Genomic DNA, 15,795 nt, shown 5'->3' on the forward strand with positions numbered 1-15,795 from the left:
GACAAATCCGGGACGAAGCGCCTGACGCTTTTGCCGGAATTGCCATGAACTTCAAAAACGGAAAACCCGCGCCGGAGGACCGGCGCGGGTTTCAAATGAACAACAGATTGTCCGCGCCGTAATTACTTTACAGCGGTTTCAAACTCGTTGGTCGTACCAGCATCCTTGAGGTACTCAAGAGCCTTCTTCGCTGCTTCAACGAGCGCGCCGAATGCTGCCGGCTCATGGATGGCCATGTCGGACAGAACCTTGCGGTCGACTTCGATGCCAGCCTTGTTCAGGCCGTCGATGAAGCGGCCATAGGTCAGGCCGAATTCGCGAACAGCAGCGTTGATACGCTGGATCCACAGAGCGCGGAAGTTGCGCTTGTTGACCTTGCGGTCGCGGTAAGCGTACTGCTTGGAACGATCCACGGCAGCCTTTGCTGCGCGGATGGTGTTCTTGCGGCGGCCGTAGAAGCCCTTGGCTGCCTTGAGTGTCTTGGTGTGCTTGGCGCGGGAAGTTACGCCACGTTTTACGCGTGCCATGTCATGATCTCCTTAAAGTGTCCAAAAGTGCGGAAAAGTCTCAGAGACCGTTCGGCAGGTAGTTCTTGACGACTTTCTTGCCGTCAGCTTCGGCGAGAACCATGGTTCCACGCGCGTCGCGAATGAACTTGTTGGTACGCTTGATCATGCCGTGGCGCTTACCGGCGGCGGCTGCAACAACCTTACCGGTAGCGGTGATCTTGAACCGCTTTTTTGCAGCGGACTTCGTCTTCATCTTGGGCATTTTGCTACTCCGTGTTTTTGTATCGAAACAGGCAGACGAGGCCTATTTCAAGCTATTCAGGAACGGCCTCGGCATGCCCTGCCGGACCGTTCGGACGCGCGCTTATAACCGCAGTCGGCTAAAAGCGCAACGGGGAATGAAAATTTCCCCTTGCGGCGGTGATTTACGCAGCCCTCAAGACTGGCGCAAAATTATTTCGGGGCGAGAACCATCATCATCTGACGGCCTTCCAGCTTCGGCTCGGCTTCAACCTTGGCAATCGCCTGGGTGTCTTCCTTCACCTGGAGGAGAAGTTTCATGCCAAGTTCCTGGTGGGCCATTTCACGGCCACGGAACTTCAGCGTCACTTTCACCTTGTCACCTTCGTCAAAGAAGCGGTTCATCGCCTTCATCTTCACGTCATAGTCATGCGTGTCGATGTTGGGGCGCATCTTGATTTCCTTGACCTCGACGATCTTCTGTTTCTTGCGCGCCTCAGCGGCTTTCTTCTGGGTCGAGTATTTAAGCTTGCCGAGATCGAGGATCTTGCATACCGGCGGCTCTGCGTTCGGCGAAATCTCGACAAGATCGAGACCGGCCTCTTCCGCCATTTTCAAAGCCTGATCCGTCGGCATGCTACCGAGGTTCTGGCCCTCTTCATCAATAAGCTGAACTCTGGGAACCCGAATTTCCCGGTTGGAGCGCGGGCCCTCCTTGACGGGGGCATCGGCTTTGAAAGGTCTGCGAATGGTCGTATTCTCCTGATCTGTTTCTGGATCACGTCAGCAAAAAACAGCTTGTTTGGTACAAGCGGCGGAAATGTCGTTATTGCCGTGGCGAAGTCAATAGCATATCTGCCCGAAAAGATCACCTCTTGCCACGGTTTTTGCAAATACGCCGCCGATATTGCACGAAAATCAGGAGAATTGCATATACATGACCGAACAAGCCGCTGAATTCCTGCATATAGGAGCAGGTGACAACACCCGCAACATCGCTTTTCTCCATCGCCGCGCAACATCACAGCCGGACGCACCCTTGCTTGTCTGGCTCGGCGGCTATCGTTCCGACATGACGGGAACCAAGGCGGTGGAGCTCGATCGCTTCGCAGCAGAAAATGGTCTTGCCTGCCTGCGGCTCGATTATTCCGGCCACGGAGCTTCCGGCGGCGATTTCAACAAAGGCACGATTTCGCGGTGGCTGGAAGAAGCGCTCACCGTGGTGCACGCCAAGGCATCGTCGCGTGTCATCCTCGTCGGCTCGTCGATGGGCGGGTGGATTGCGTTGCGCATGATCGAGGAGCTGCGCAAGGCAGGCGGTGTGCCTTCCGTCGCCGGTCTGGTTCTTATTGCCCCCGCTCCCGATTTTACTGCGGAGTTGATAGAGCCCAGCCTGACGGAAGCGGAAAAGACGTCGCTGGTGGAAAGAGGCTATTTCGAGGAACATTCGGAATATAGCCCCGAACCCAACATCTTCACCCGGGCACTGATGGAGGACGGCAGGCAGAACCGCGTGCTCACAGGCATCATCACCACCGGCTGCCCCGTTCACATCCTGCAGGGCATGCGCGATCCTGACGTTCCCTATCAGCACGCGCTGAAGCTCCTCGAGCACCTTCCCGCCGACGACGTGGTGCTGACGCTGATCCGCGACGGCGACCACCGGCTTTCCCGGCCACAGGATATCGACAGGATGCTCGCGGCCGTCAAAGCCCTTGCAATATAGGCATTTGCGCAACGCTCTTAACCATATTCAACGAGTCTTGCGCGCCACCGATTGCTAATGATTGACTCCTACCCCCCATCCCTCTTAACTTTTCATTAAGAATTAAGGGACGGGTTTCATGATGAACGCACCGCTGGCGCGTGCGCTGCTGTTTGCAGTTGCCGCCGGGCTAATGACTGCTGCTTCCGCCATGGCGGAAATCAAGGGAAGCCCTTCCATGGTGACGGGCGGGATTACCTCCCAGCCGATCGGCCATTATGAGTTCTGTCAGAAATATTCGGATGAATGCAACATTCGTAACAAGATGACGCCGCCGCCGCGCGTCACCGAATATGGCTGGGGCGTCATTCGTGAGATCAACACCTCTGTCAACACCACCATCGTGGCGATGACCGATCAGGAAATCTACGGCAAGGACGAGGTCTGGGAATATCCGACGACGGCCGGCGATTGCGAAGATTTTGTGCTGCTGAAGCGCAAGAAGCTCATCGAGCGCGGTTTTTCCGTGGCCGACCTGCTGATCACCGTCGTGCGCAAACCGGACGGCGAGGGCCATGCCGTGCTGACGCTTCGCACCACCGATGGCGATTATATTCTCGACAACCTCACCGACGACGTGAAGCTCTGGACAGACACCAACTACACCTATCTGAAACGGCAGGCGTCCTTCAATACGGGCCGCTGGGTCTCCATCGAAGATGGTCGTGACGTTCTGGTTGGCGCGTTGCGCTGACGCTCAAACTACCATTCTGACAGATTAAGAGCCCGCCGCCGCGGGCTCTTTCTTTTTCACCCGTTGCCGATGATGATGCCGGCTGCCAGAACCAGCGAACCGCCAAGCACAACCTGAAACACCGCCCGCAGGAACGGCGTTTCCATGAAGCGGTTCTGAATGAAGGCAATGGCCCAGAGCTCCACGAAAACGACGACGGCAGCAATGGCCGTGGCCGTCCAGAAATGCGGAATGAGATAGGGAAGCGCGTGACCGAGGCCGCCGACGGCCGTCATGATGCCAGAAGCGAAACCCCGCTTTACCGGCGAGCCGCGGCCCGAAAGCTTGCCATCATCATGGGCGGCCTCGGTGAAGCCCATGGAAATACCCGCACCGACGGAAGCCGAGAGACCGATCAAGAAGGTCTGCCAGGTATCCTGCGTGGCGAAGGCGGCCGCGAAGATCGGCGCGAGCGTCGAGACAGAGCCATCCATCAGGCCAGCAAGGCCCGGCTGCACGTAGGTCAGCAGAAATTGGCGTTTTGCGGTTTCAGCCTCTTCGGTCTTGCCATCTGCATCGAGATGTTTCTCTTCCAGCATATGCGCCACGTCTTCGTGGCCCCGCTCCGCCTCAGCCAGATCACCGAGCAGTTGGCGCGTCGAGGCATCGGTGGTGCGCTTGACCGCTTCATCGTAGAACCGGATCGCCTGCGCTTCCATCAATTCGGCCTGGGCGCGAATTTTCTCTAGCGACAGGTTTTTCACCAGCCAGTCCGGCGTGCGCTCGTAAAAGCCGCGCACGTGTTCGCGGCGGATCAGCGGGATGGTTTCTCCAAAACGGCGGCGATGCATATCGATCAGCACATTTCGATGCTGCTGCTCGACTTCGGCCATGTCATCAAAAACCTTTGCCGATTGCGGATATTGTCCGCGCAGATGATCGGCGTAGGAGCGATAAATACGGGAATCATCCTCTTCCGACGAGATGGCGAGCGCCAGGATTTCCTGTTCGCCAAGCGAAGAGAAGGGGCGTTTGGAAAGGGAAAAAAGACTACGGAACATGGCTGAAACCTTTTTAGAATAATTCTAAATACAGCGACACACCTTCGCAATCAAGCTCTTTAGAATAATTCTAATACGTCAAAGCGTCGCATTGCCCAGCGCGGCCAAGCGGCGTAAATTCACGGAAAAGGAAGCACGATGCAGGATCCCATCGCGGCAAAGGCCGCCCATAGCGCGGAGATTCAAGACCGGGCGGAAAGAGCCATGGCAGAGATCGGCGTTGATTCCGGCTTCATCGATCTGCTGGTGGAGACATTTTATGGCCGCGTTCTAAAACATCCGACGCTCGGACCTGTCTTTGATGCACGTCTTACCGGGCGCTGGCCGGAACATATGGCCAAAATGAAACAGTTCTGGGCAGCCGTCGCCTTCAAGAATGGCGGTTACGGCGGCAAGCCGGTGCAGGCGCATCTGGGTGTCAAAGGCATGACGGCCGAACTTTTCCCACAATGGCTCACATTATTTTCGGCGACGCTTGATGATATCGCGCCGAGCAGGGAGGCCCATGACTGGTTTATGGAAACGGCCGAACGCATCGCGAGAAGCCTGACGCTGTCGCTGTTTTATAATCCTGCAATAGACGATCCGGCAGTAAAACGCACGCAACCCTGACCACGGCGGGGCGGAGGCCACAAGCAGAACGCGATCATGTGCCAAAACAGCAATCGACAGGCATTGCAGAAGAGCGCGCAAGTTTGGAACATTCCCTCTTGATGGCTGCAAGGATAAATGTTTAGTAGCCCTTGGGAGGCGTACCGTGCGGTTCGCCCGTAATATGCAGACGTATCAGGGCTTATCGACATGGATCGCAGATCATTTATCCGCAAGGCGGGCGCTCTCGGCGCCGGTGTTACCGCAACCGCGCTGGCCGCTCCGGCCATTGCGCAGGAAAACCCCAAAATCACCTGGCGCATGACGTCGTCCTTCACCAAGGGCCTCGACATTCTTTTCGGCGCTGGCCAGATGGTCGCCGATCACGTCAAGGAAGCTTCCGGCGGCAACTTCGTCATCCAGCATTTCGCCGGCGGCGAAATCGTGCCGGCGCTGCAGGCGGCGGATGCGGTGACGGCCGGAACCGTCGAAATGGCGCATACCTGCGCCTATTATTACGTCGGCAAGGACCCGACCTTCGCGCTCGGAACCTCGGTTCCCTTCGGTCTCAACGCACGCCAGACGAATGCCTGGTTCAACCAGGCCGGCGGCAATGAGCTGCTCAACGAATTCCTTGCCCAGCACAATATCTACTCGATCCTGCTCGGCAATACCGGCGCTCAGATGGGCGGTTGGTTCCGCAAGGAAATCAACACCATCGATGACCTGAAGGGTCTGAAGATGCGCATTGCCGGCTTGACCGGCCAGGTCATGCAGAAGGTTGGCGTTACCCCGCAGCAGATCGCCGGCGGTGATGTCTATGCCGCTCTGGAAAAGGGCACCATCGACGCGACCGAATTTGTCGGCCCTTATGACGACCAGAAGCTCGGCTTTTACAAGGTCGCAAAATACTATTACTATCCTGCATGGTGGGAAGGCGGCCCGGCCGTTCATGCTTTCGTAAACCTGCAGAAATTCAACGAGCTGCCGGAAAACTACAAGCGCATTCTGAAAGACGCCTGCGCCGCCGGCAGCGCCAGCATGCTGGAGCGCTACGACGCGCACAATCCGAAGGCTTTGAAGGAACTTGTGGCGCAAGGCGCCATCCTGCGACCGTTCAGCCAGGAAATCCTCGATGTCTGCCACAAGGCGGCGCAGGAAACCTATGCGGAGATTTCGGCCAAGAACGAGAACTTCAAGAAGATTTACGAAAGCCAGCAGGCATTCAAGAAAGACGCCTATCTCTGGGCCCAGATCGCCGAATATACCTATGACACCTACATGATGATCCAGCAGCGCAACGGCACGCTCTGATCCCTCATCATTTTCCGACCATCTTCAGACGGTCATCCGGCATCTGCCGGGTGGCCGTTTTGTTTGGCGAAACCAGCTTCCACACCTGCCGTTCACGCCAGTCCACCGGGCTCATGCCGGTAACACGGCGAAATTCCCGGTTGAAGTTGGACTTGGTCTGGAAACCCGAGGAAAACATGATCGCCGTCACCGATTGCTCCGTCTCTTCCAGCAGCCGGCAGGCCTCGCGGATACGGAGCTGGTTGACATATTGCGAGACATTGATGCCGAGGGAACGATTGATCGCGCCTGATATCTGCCGGCTTGGCAGGCCGAAGCGCCTGGCCAGCCGCGTCAGGTTGAGGTTCTCGTCACGGTAAAGCGCATGTTTTGTCATAAGTTGGTCGAGGCTTGCGACTATGTCGCGGTCCTGTTCCGATGGCTCTGAGGGAGGCGGCAATTCCTCAGCCGGCTCTGCAGCCGTTTGCGGCGCTTTGCTTTTTCCAGCCAGGGCGGCCATCAGACCGATCAGCAAAAGCCCGAAAAGATTGGCATTGCTAACAAGTGCGGCGACATTTTCCCCATGCGCCCACTCAAAATCGAGGAATACGAGAAGATCGAACAGCGCCGAAACACATAGCGCCACAGCGGCGATGATCAGCGCCCTGTGCGCCGAGGTGACGCTGGCGAATTGCGCCTCATCCAGCCCATCCGGCCCTTTTCTTCCCAAAAGAAGCAGTGCGGCGGCATGGCCGACAAAGATGAGGATCAAGGCAAGATCAATCGCCACCGGCAAGGCGAATTCCAGAACAATAATCAACAGAGGCGAGAGCACAAGACTTGCCAGCATCGCTCTCCTGCTATCTGCCCCGACCCTCATCAAGCCACGAAAAGCGATATGGACAAGTGGCGGCAGGCAGGCGGCGAGGACCGGCAGGAGATAACGCACCGCATTCACGCCATAGCCCCAGCGCAGGCCGACAAGAACTGACTGCACGGCGCAAAGCGCGATCAGAGCCAGAAAGGCGCGGTTCGTCCGCACATCGTCTCCGCTTTGGAAAAAGATGATGAACATGACGACCAGCAGAAGCGCCACGACGAATGGCAGGGGAATGAAAAGCACGAATAAATATCCCGGATCGACGACCTGTTGTCTTTTCATGGACCAGATCGCGTTTCGGTACGACCTCAAACGCGATCAAGGACGCGGAAAACAGGTGACAATGCAGATTGGGTCTCGTTCTTTCCGACCGCAAGAGGTTTTTCATGCGTCCCATCGTCACCATCACAACCATGCTGTTTTCCGCTCTCATTACCCAGCCTGCTTTTGCAAATGAAGCTGTGGGCGTCAGCGAAATCGCCATCCATTCTCCCGAACGTGGCAAGGATCTAGCCGTTACCGTCTGGTATCCTTCGGAGGGCAACGGCACGCAGACGCTTTCCGGCGAGGACCGGATTTTTCAAGGCACGCCCGTCTTCAAGGACAGCGCAGTGCAGCCGGGTCGCCTGCCGCTGGTGCTTCTGTCACACGGCTCGGGCTCGAGAGTGAGCGGCATGGCCTGGATCGCCGCAAAGCTTGCGAGCGAAGGTTTCATCGTCGCCGGCGCCAACCATCCCGGCACTACCAGCGGCGATTCCACACCTGCCGATACGCCGAAAATCTGGGAGCGGACGGGTGATCTCTCTACGATCCTCACAGCACTGACGACGCAGGGCAAATGGTCGGGCGCGATCGATGCGCAGAGGATCGGCGTCCTCGGCTTTTCACTCGGCGGCAGCGCGGCAATGGAGATTTCGGGCGCACGCGCCGATCTCAATGCCTATGCGCGTTATTGCGAAGACTATGCCACGATGATGGATTGCCAATGGTTCGCCGGCGGCCGGGGTTACCTCGATGGCGAGCCGGTGAGCGTGCCGAAGCTCGATCTCGGAACCCTCGACAAGGCCCGTTTCGAGCAGCAGAACCGCGATCCACGCATTCGTTCCGCCGTGCTGGTCGATCCTGGCCTCGCACTCGCCTTCCAGCCGGACAGCCTGAAAACAATCGGTATTCCGCTGGCCTTCATCAATCTCGGCAGCAAGGGGAAAATTCCGCCGGCCGTGCTGGCGGACAAACTGGCAGCCGAGGTGCCAGGCGCGACCTATCAGCAGGTCGATGAGGCCAACCATTTCAGCTTCCTGCCCCTGTGCAAACCGGATGCCGATGCATTTCTCAAATCCGTTGGCGAGCGCGATCCGATCTGCGAACCGGCCGGGCCACGTGACCGGGCAGATATTCATGCCGAACTGGAAAAGATGATTGTTGCCGCCTTCAACCGCACGCTGAAGCCGGGACAATAAGCGGCGGAAATGTGCTAGCCGATCCGCTTGTAAAACAGGGTCGTGCCGCAATAACGCCCGTCGGGAAACAGGGCGTAATCGGGAATGACCCCGACCCGCTCCCAGCCAAGTCGGGGATAGATCGCCTCTGCATCGCTGCCCGTGGCCGTATCCAGCACCAAAAGGGTACGGCCACGGGCTGCCGTTTCCTCTTCCACCTTCTGCATGAGCTTTCGGGCAAGCCCGAGACCCCTCGCCGAGGGGTGCACGAGAAGCTTCATCAGATCACCGCGATGTGGCTGGTTGGGTTTGGAAGCGAGGCCCACCTGCACTGTGCCCACCACCTTGCCATCCACTTCCGCCACCACATGGATCGTACCCCCCTCGCCCGCCGCTTCCGCCACGGCTCGCCAGAAGGGCTCTGCATCCTGCGGAGAGAAAGGCAACATGAAACCGACGGATGCGCCGCCGTTGACGCAGGCGGAGAGAACTTCGCAGAGCTCCGGAAGCACGTCGAGCGTCTCTTGCCCGTTCAGCACGCGGATGGTGTCCATAAAAAACTCCTCTGGAAAGATCAGCGCTGTCTTTGGTCTAGCACGACGGCGTAACGGGCGGGTTTTTCGGAAGGATTGTGAAAAACATGGCCCTCACCGACCGGCATGAAAAGGCAATCTCCAGCCTCCATCAGATGCACCGCGCCGCCACTCGTCATCTCCATAACCCCTTCGAAAAGCCAGACATATTGCGTCATGCCGCGGCTTGCCGCATGCGGCGGAAAACCGACACGCGCACCGGGTGGAAACTCGACCTCGACAATATCGACATCGGAACCGACACGCGGCGGGGAGATAGCGCGGCGGACATAACCGGTTTCGGGATCTTTCCAGAGCTGCTGGTCCCGCTTCTTCACCAGCGGGGACACCGCCTGTTCATTTTCAGCGAAGAAGCCGGAAAGCGACAGACCGAGTGCCGCGCAGATGCGGGCGAGCAGCGACGCGGTCGGGCTCGCCTCACCACGTTCGATGCGGGAAATCATGGCGCGGCTGACGCCGGATTCGGCGGCAAGCTGGTCCAGCGTCAGGCCGTTTTTTGCCCGCAACGCCCTGATCCGCTCACCGATCGAACTTTCGAGAATATGATCTTCGTTTTCCATCATATGAGATTAGAATTCCCATATGATGGAGTCAATATCCACGATAGTGGAAAAACGATTACTGTCGGGTGGTTATTGTAGCGGGCAAGGCCAAGGCCTCAGGCGCCGACCTGGGCAATCCAGTCGTTCAGATTATAGTAGTTTGTTACTCGGCTAACTTTTCCATCCTTCAGGTCGAAGAAGGCACCGGCGGGCAGGACGTATTTCTGGCCATCGGCTTGCGGCAACCCCTCATCGGTCACAAGATATTCGCCGTTCACAGTGAATTCGGCAGAGGCGCGTTTGCCGTCTGCGCTCGCCATGATCACCATGTCTGTGAGGTTTTCCTTATAGCAGCGGTTCATGTGGTCCATGAAGGAGGCAAAAGCGGCCTTGCCGGTCTGGCGCTCGCCCTGATTGATGTCATGCACCACCTCGTCATGAAGAAGCGCCAGAAAGGCATCCATGTCCTGTCGGTTGAAGGCATCGTAATAGGCGCGGATGGTTTCAGTAGCGGTCATCGTCTTCTCCGTTCAAAGCTTGCGCGGGTTTTCCATGACGGTATAACCAGCGGAACCGAAAGTGAAAATGCCCATGACCGTCGAAATCAAGTCTCTTTCCGGCATCGATGCTTCACCCTATTTTGATGATCTCGCCCGGCTGCGGATCACGGTGTTCCGCGCTTTCCCCTATCTCTACGATGGTTCGGTGGAGTATGAGCGCAAATATCTGGCCACCTATGCCGATACGAAGGGCGCTGTTTTCGTGCTGGCGCTAGACGGCGGGCAGGTTGTCGGCATGTCCACGGGCATGCCCATGGCGGCGGAAACCGACGAGGTGAAATCGCCTTTCCTGGCGGCCGGTTACGACCCGTCACAGCTGTTTTATTTTGGCGAAAGCGTGCTGCTTCCGGATTATCGCGGTCACGGCATCGGCGTGCGGTTCTTCGAGGAACGGGAGGCCCATGCCAAACATCTGGGCTTTGACTGGTGCACCTTCTGCGCTGTCGAGCGGCCCGCCGATCACCCGCGCCGCCCGGCGGATTACGTGCCGCTGAATGCCTTCTGGGAAAAGCGCGGCTATCGCCACCACCCCGAACTGCGCACCAGCTTTACCTGGCAGGATATCGACGAGAGCGCCGAGAGCCCGAAACCGCTGTCCTTCTGGATGAAGAACATCGCCGCAGGAGATGAAAAACGATGACCCGCCTCGCCGCCAGCCAATATGCCATCGAACTGATCGAGACATGGGAAGCCTATACGGCGCATCTTGCGGCCATCGTGCGCGAGGCAAAAGAAACGGGTGCGGAACTGCTGCTTCTGCCGGAATATTCGGCCATGGCGCTGACCGGGCAATTACCGCCCGAGGCACGGTCGGATTTGCACCGTTCCATCGAAGAGATACAGCCGCTTATTCCTTCCTGGGTGGAACTTTGCGAAGAGCTGGCACGACAACATCAAATCCTCTTCCAGCCAGGCAGCGCGCCGGTGAAGGACCCGGACGGCAAGTTCCGTAACCGGGCATGGCTGTTTGGACCGGACGGGTTGATCGGTTATCAGGACAAGCAGATCATGACCCGTTTCGAGCGGGAGCAATGGAACATCCATGCCGGCATAGAGGGCCTGAAAGCCTTCGACACGCCAATCGGCAAGCTCGGCATCCTCATCTGTTACGATAACGAGTTTCCCATGCTCGGCCGCAGGCTGGCGGAGCTTGGCGCGGAACTGGTCCTCGCTCCCAGCTGCACCGACACGCTGGCCGGCGCTTACCGGGTGCGCATCGGCGCGCAGGCGCGGGCGCTGGAAAACCAATATGCCGTGCTCTCCTCCCCCACCGCAGGTGAGGCCCCATGGTCGCCCGCCGTCGATGAAAATCGCGGCCGTGCGGCGCTTTACGTGCCCTCCGACTACGGCATGCCGGCATCCGGCATCATTGCGGAAAGCGAAAGCGATTTGGTGACGCAAAGCACGCTGCTGATCGCCGATATCGATCTCGCCACCGTCGCAAGGCTCAGGACCGAGGGGCAGGTGGCCACCCGCCGCGACTGGCCGGAGCAATTTGCGAGCTGAAAAGCCCATTTTAAAGGGCTTTTAACCAAATTCCCGCTTTGCGGCATGAGAAGCCCCTGCTATAGCGCGGGGCATGAGCACAAATTCGACCCGCACGCCCCTGGACCATATCCGCAACTTCTCGATCGTTGCCCACATCGATCACGGCAAATCGACGCTGGCCGACCGGTTGATCCAGTCGACGGGCGGCCTTGCCGAACGCGACATGTCGGAACAGGTTCTCGATTCGATGGATATCGAGCGCGAGCGCGGCATCACCATCAAGGCCCAGACCGTGCGCCTGCACTATAAGGCGAATAACGGCGAGACCTATGTGCTGAACCTCATCGACACCCCCGGCCACGTCGACTTCGCCTATGAGGTTTCCCGTTCGCTTTCGGCCTGCGAAGGTTCGTTGCTGGTCGTGGACGCCTCGCAGGGCGTGGAAGCCCAGACACTCGCCAACGTCTATCAGGCGATCGACAACGATCACGAACTGGTAACGGTGCTCAACAAGATTGACCTGCCGGCGGCCGAACCCGACCGCATCAAGGAGCAGATCGAGGAAGTGATCGGCATCGATGCTTCCGACGCCGTGATGATTTCGGCCAAGACCGGACTTGGCATTCCCGATGTTCTGGAAGCCATCGTCAACCGCCTGCCGCCGCCGACGAGCGAAGTTGGCGAAAACGGCCCGTTGAAGGCACTGCTGGTCGACAGCTGGTACGACACCTATCTCGGCGTCATGGTTCTGGTACGCGTCATCGATGGCGTGCTGAGCAAGGGCCAGCAGATCCGCATGATGGGCTCGGGCGCCAAATACGGCGTCGAGCGCGTTGGCGTGCTGACCCCGAAGATGGTCAATGTCGACAGCCTCGGCCCCGGCGAGATCGGTTTCATCACCGCCTCGATCAAGGAAGTCGCCGATACGCGTGTTGGTGATACGATCACTGACGACAAGCGCCCGACCGCGCAGGCCCTGCCCGGCTTCAAGCCGGCACAGCCCGTGGTGTTCTGCGGCCTCTTCCCGGTCGACGCGGCCGACTTCGAGGATTTGCGCGCGGCAGTGGGCAAGCTTCGCCTCAACGACGCTTCCTTCTCCTTTGAAATGGAATCGTCAGCTGCTCTCGGCTTTGGTTTCCGTTGCGGCTTCCTTGGCCTGCTGCATCTGGAAATCATTCAGGAACGCCTTGAGCGCGAGTTCAATCTCGATCTCGTCGCCACAGCACCTTCGGTTGTCTATGAAATGACGCTGACTGACGGTACCGAGAAGGAACTTCACAACCCGGCCGACATGCCTGACGTTGTGAAGATCAAGGAAATCCGCGAACCGTGGATCAAGGCGACGATCCTGACGCCCGACGAATATCTCGGCGGCATCCTGAAACTGTGTCAGGACCGGCGCGGCCTGCAGACGGAGCTGACCTATGTCGGCAACCGCGCGATGATCACCTATGAACTGCCGCTCAACGAAGTGGTGTTCGATTTCTACGACCGGCTGAAATCCATCTCCAAGGGTTACGCCTCGTTCGATTACAACATCATCGACTATCGCGAAGGCGATCTCGTCAAGATGTCGATCCTCGTCAATGGTGATCCTGTCGATGCGCTTTCCATGCTGGTGCACCGCTCGGCGGCCGACCGGCGCGGACGCGGCATGTGCGAAAAGCTGAAGGAACTCATTCCGCCGCACATGTTCCAGATCCCGATTCAGGCGGCCATCGGCGGCAAGGTCATCGCCCGTGAGACCGTGCGCGCGCTACGCAAGGACGTGACGGCGAAGTGTTACGGCGGCGACGCGACGCGTAAGCGCAAACTTCTGGACAAGCAGAAGGAAGGCAAGAAGCGCATGCGCCAGTTCGGCAAGGTGGAAATTCCGCAGGAAGCCTTCATCGCTGCGCTGAAGATGAACGACGAATAAGCAGCGCTCATACTGCATCGCTATTGGAGGGAGGCTTACAGCCTCCCTTTTGCGTTTGAAAAAACATCTTCAAGCGTGCAGCTTTGCGCCCTTGGTGATCTTGTCGACGATCTTCTTGTCCGCCCTCAACGCCATGCCGACCACCCTGGCATTGTCGGGAGAAAACTCCGAAAATACCTGGCGGTTGGCAACATCGTGCCCGGTCGCGAACATCTCCTCGATATAGAGCGATGTCGTGATGTCGCGTTCGAGGGACCGTTGATGAATTTTGCGCAGCGCCTCCTGATCCGTGGCCATGACCACCACCGGCTGGATGGACAGGGGGTTATAGACGTTGCCTGCGCCATCGCGGTATGGTTCCCCAATGATCTCTCCGGTCTGGGCGACAATGCCCGACATGAGAAATGCGGTAACGTTCAGTTTTTGCCATACGGCAAGGTCATCACGAAGGATGACGGCGATCTTGGTATCAAACATGCAAACTCAATCTGGCTGTGGTTACGAAAGAGAAGCAACCCTAGACCCTCTGCACGTCATCGATCTTGAACGTTCGTGCAAATTCGAGGGTATAGTCCAGGCGCCCGCTAGCGAGGGCATAGAACGTATCGAAGCGCGCTTTCATGGCAACGCCTATGCGCCGCATCGCCATGATACCTATGCGCTCGGCGTCACGCTTTCCGGCGTCCAGACCTTTTCCTATCGCGGCACCTCGCATTTCAGCATGCCGGAAAATGTCATCGTGCTGCATCCCGACGAAGTGCACGACGGCGGCGCAGGCACGGATGAGGGCCTGCGCTACCGTATGCTTTATCTCCCGCCTGAAAAAATCGCGCAGGCGGGATATCAAACGCTGCCCTTTGCAAGAAATCCCGTCATCGAAGACCCCGCGTTCCGGCAATGCCTGATCGAAGCGCTCGCCAATCTCGAAAGCAAGCCGGACAATCTGCTCCTGACCGACTGGCAATCGAGACTGGCGGATCTGCTTTCCAAACATTCGAACGGTAGCGCTACAACCATCAAACGGATTGACCGGGGTGCCGTTCTGCGGTGTCGGGACTATCTGCTGGAGAACAGTGCCGACACTGTTGGTTCAGAGGAACTGGAGCGAATAAGCGGCCTCGACCGCTTTACGCTCTTCCGGCATTTCCGCGGCCTGCTGGGAACCAGCCCGCATCGTTATCTCATCATGCGGCGGCTACAAAAATGCAAGGAGATGATGCGGGCCGGCGCCAGCCTTGCTGAAACGGCATTTGCCTGCGGGTTTGCCGATCAGGCGCATTTTACCCGGCATTTCAAGAACGCCTTTGGCATGCCACCCGGGCGCTGGCTGAGCCTCACCTCCAACTGATCATTCCGGAAACAGGATCGACCGGTGAGCCGCAGCACCTGCCATGGCACCGTCGCCCACCGCAAGGGCGACCGTGCCTGCCGGCCTTGCGACATCACCGCAGGCAAAGACGCCACGGGCGGTGGTCTGTTTCATGGCATCAATCACGATGCTCGATCCCATGGGCCCCTCCTCTACGGCGCAGCCGAGTTTTCCGATCCAGTCCGAGGTGATCCGCAGTTTCGGCTGGGTGAAAAGGCCAGCGAGCGCAATGCTGCGGCCGTCGGACAGAACGACATCCGCATGTCCGGCAATTTCCGCGATACGGTCTTTTTCCACACGGACACCACGGGCGGACAGAAGTGCATCCTGATCCCTATCCGGCACGAATATGCCATTGGTAAAGAAAGTCGTCTCACCCCAGTCCGGCAGCATCAGGGCGTGATGAATAGCCATGGGTGAAGCCGCAATAACGCCGATTTTTCCCTGATCGAGTTCGTAACCATGGCAATAGGGGCAATGAAAGACCGAAGAGCCCCAGCGCTCTTTCAGCCCGGTTATGTCGGGCAGCTCATCGGTAACGCCCATGGCAAGGATGAGCCGGGCGGCACTTTCGCGGCGATGACCATCGATCTCAACGGCGAAATCGCCAAAAGACCCCTCGGCATCGGTCACCCTGCCTTCCGCCCATTCTATTGTCTGATAGCGCTCGATCTGGCGGCGCGCTTCGGCGACGATCTCGCCCGGCGCCTTGCCATCCTGACCAAGAAAACCGTTGGAATGGCTGGCAAAACGGTTCCTTCTTTTACCGGCATCCACAACAAGAACGTTCTTTCTGGCGCGGCCCAGCTGCAGGGCGGCGGAGAGACCGGCATAGCTGCCGCCGATGATGATGACGTCGAATTTCATGATGCAC

Annotated in this window: 19 protein-coding genes; 9 read left to right on the forward strand and 10 right to left on the reverse strand. The window is 58.2% G+C overall.

Annotation, left to right across the window (positions count from 1 at the left end; all coding sequences use genetic code 11):
- Window positions 1-122: 122 nt before the first annotated feature.
- The 3 genes from rplT to infC all read right to left on the reverse strand — a co-directional run bounded on the left by rplT (window position 123) and on the right by infC (window position 1,499).
- Entirely contained in the window at window positions 123-527 is a 405-nt protein-coding gene (rplT, locus tag ACQZ5F_RS12105; RefSeq protein ID WP_003507464.1) for a 50S ribosomal protein L20, read from the reverse strand.
- A gap of 40 nt (window positions 528-567) precedes the next feature.
- Entirely contained in the window at window positions 568-771 is a 204-nt protein-coding gene (gene rpmI, locus ACQZ5F_RS12110; protein WP_003493355.1) for a 50S ribosomal protein L35, read from the reverse strand.
- A gap of 191 nt (window positions 772-962) precedes the next feature.
- Window positions 963-1,499, reverse strand: coding sequence for a translation initiation factor IF-3 (gene infC / locus ACQZ5F_RS12115; RefSeq protein WP_077224822.1), 537 nt, complete (start codon window positions 1,497-1,499; stop codon window positions 963-965).
- A 187-nt stretch (window positions 1,500-1,686) separates the two neighbouring features.
- Here infC and ACQZ5F_RS12120 point away from each other — a divergent pair, with 187 nt between their 5' ends.
- Together ACQZ5F_RS12120 and ACQZ5F_RS12125 are read left to right on the forward strand one after the other, a co-directional pair.
- Window positions 1,687-2,475 (forward strand): alpha/beta hydrolase, encoded by a 789-nt coding sequence (locus tag ACQZ5F_RS12120; RefSeq protein WP_225339556.1) that lies wholly within the window; start codon window positions 1,687-1,689, stop codon window positions 2,473-2,475.
- A gap of 118 nt (window positions 2,476-2,593) precedes the next feature.
- Complete coding sequence (locus ACQZ5F_RS12125; protein ID WP_046799236.1) at window positions 2,594-3,208, forward strand: transglutaminase-like cysteine peptidase; 615 nt, start codon at window positions 2,594-2,596, stop codon at window positions 3,206-3,208.
- A 56-nt stretch (window positions 3,209-3,264) separates the two neighbouring features.
- On the opposite strand, the gene mbfA is transcribed toward ACQZ5F_RS12125, so the two are convergent.
- Window positions 3,265-4,248, reverse strand: coding sequence for an iron exporter MbfA (gene mbfA / locus ACQZ5F_RS12130; RefSeq protein WP_052820191.1), 984 nt, complete (start codon window positions 4,246-4,248; stop codon window positions 3,265-3,267).
- A gap of 138 nt (window positions 4,249-4,386) precedes the next feature.
- Between mbfA and ACQZ5F_RS12135 the strand changes: the two genes are divergently transcribed.
- Window positions 4,387-4,860, forward strand: a complete 474-nt coding sequence (locus ACQZ5F_RS12135; RefSeq protein WP_225339557.1) for a group III truncated hemoglobin — start codon at window positions 4,387-4,389, stop codon at window positions 4,858-4,860.
- A 189-nt stretch (window positions 4,861-5,049) separates the two neighbouring features.
- On the forward strand, window positions 5,050-6,153 hold the full coding sequence (locus tag ACQZ5F_RS12140; protein WP_052820189.1) for a TRAP transporter substrate-binding protein: 1,104 nt from the start codon (window positions 5,050-5,052) through the stop codon (window positions 6,151-6,153).
- A 7-nt stretch (window positions 6,154-6,160) separates the two neighbouring features.
- Here the strand turns inward: ACQZ5F_RS12140 and ACQZ5F_RS12145 are convergent, their stop codons facing one another.
- Window positions 6,161-7,255 carry a helix-turn-helix domain-containing protein gene (locus tag ACQZ5F_RS12145; protein ID WP_225339653.1) on the reverse strand — a complete coding sequence of 365 codons (1,095 nt, stop codon included), beginning with the start codon at window positions 7,253-7,255 and terminating at the stop codon, window positions 6,161-6,163.
- Window positions 7,256-7,398: 143 nt separating this feature from the next.
- On the opposite strand from ACQZ5F_RS12145, the gene ACQZ5F_RS12150 reads away from it, so the two are divergent.
- Window positions 7,399-8,472 carry an alpha/beta hydrolase family protein gene (locus tag ACQZ5F_RS12150; protein WP_225339558.1) on the forward strand — a complete coding sequence of 358 codons (1,074 nt, stop codon included), beginning with the start codon at window positions 7,399-7,401 and terminating at the stop codon, window positions 8,470-8,472.
- Between the two features lie 14 nt (window positions 8,473-8,486).
- Here the strand turns inward: ACQZ5F_RS12150 and ACQZ5F_RS12155 are convergent, their stop codons facing one another.
- From ACQZ5F_RS12155 to ACQZ5F_RS12165, 3 genes are all read right to left on the reverse strand, one after another.
- Window positions 8,487-9,005 carry a GNAT family N-acetyltransferase gene (locus ACQZ5F_RS12155; protein WP_225339559.1) on the reverse strand — a complete coding sequence of 173 codons (519 nt, stop codon included), beginning with the start codon at window positions 9,003-9,005 and terminating at the stop codon, window positions 8,487-8,489.
- A 20-nt stretch (window positions 9,006-9,025) separates the two neighbouring features.
- The gene (locus ACQZ5F_RS12160) at window positions 9,026-9,607 is read right to left on the reverse strand and encodes a helix-turn-helix domain-containing protein (RefSeq protein ID WP_137085767.1); all 582 of its coding nucleotides are present in this window, start codon (window positions 9,605-9,607) and stop codon (window positions 9,026-9,028) included.
- A gap of 95 nt (window positions 9,608-9,702) precedes the next feature.
- The gene (locus ACQZ5F_RS12165; RefSeq protein WP_225339560.1) at window positions 9,703-10,104 is read right to left on the reverse strand and encodes a ketosteroid isomerase-related protein; all 402 of its coding nucleotides are present in this window, start codon (window positions 10,102-10,104) and stop codon (window positions 9,703-9,705) included.
- A 73-nt stretch (window positions 10,105-10,177) separates the two neighbouring features.
- Here ACQZ5F_RS12165 and ACQZ5F_RS12170 point away from each other — a divergent pair, with 73 nt between their 5' ends.
- From ACQZ5F_RS12170 to lepA, 3 genes are all read left to right on the forward strand, one after another.
- Complete coding sequence (locus tag ACQZ5F_RS12170; RefSeq protein WP_225339561.1) at window positions 10,178-10,786, forward strand: GNAT family N-acetyltransferase; 609 nt, start codon at window positions 10,178-10,180, stop codon at window positions 10,784-10,786.
- The gene (locus tag ACQZ5F_RS12175; RefSeq protein ID WP_225339562.1) at window positions 10,783-11,652 is read left to right on the forward strand and encodes a carbon-nitrogen hydrolase family protein; all 870 of its coding nucleotides are present in this window, start codon (window positions 10,783-10,785) and stop codon (window positions 11,650-11,652) included. The genes ACQZ5F_RS12170 and ACQZ5F_RS12175 overlap by 4 nt, the downstream gene beginning before the upstream one ends.
- Before the next feature lie 61 nt (window positions 11,653-11,713).
- The gene (gene lepA, locus ACQZ5F_RS12180) at window positions 11,714-13,552 is read left to right on the forward strand and encodes a translation elongation factor 4 (RefSeq protein WP_046799228.1); all 1,839 of its coding nucleotides are present in this window, start codon (window positions 11,714-11,716) and stop codon (window positions 13,550-13,552) included.
- A 69-nt stretch (window positions 13,553-13,621) separates the two neighbouring features.
- Here the strand turns inward: lepA and ACQZ5F_RS12185 are convergent, their stop codons facing one another.
- On the reverse strand, window positions 13,622-14,029 hold the full coding sequence (locus tag ACQZ5F_RS12185) for a DUF2000 family protein (RefSeq protein ID WP_046799227.1): 408 nt from the start codon (window positions 14,027-14,029) through the stop codon (window positions 13,622-13,624).
- Between ACQZ5F_RS12185 and ACQZ5F_RS12190 the strand changes: the two genes are divergently transcribed.
- A complete protein-coding gene (locus ACQZ5F_RS12190; RefSeq protein WP_225339563.1) occupies window positions 14,004-14,900 on the forward strand; it encodes an AraC family transcriptional regulator in 897 nt (298 codons plus the stop codon). The genes ACQZ5F_RS12185 and ACQZ5F_RS12190 overlap by 26 nt on opposite strands.
- On the opposite strand, the gene ACQZ5F_RS12195 is transcribed toward ACQZ5F_RS12190, so the two are convergent.
- Window positions 14,901-15,788 carry an NAD(P)/FAD-dependent oxidoreductase gene (locus tag ACQZ5F_RS12195; RefSeq protein ID WP_225339564.1) on the reverse strand — a complete coding sequence of 296 codons (888 nt, stop codon included), beginning with the start codon at window positions 15,786-15,788 and terminating at the stop codon, window positions 14,901-14,903.
- Window positions 15,789-15,795: the final 7 nt, after the last annotated feature.

Source organism: Agrobacterium sp. 22-210-1, assembly GCF_053522525.1.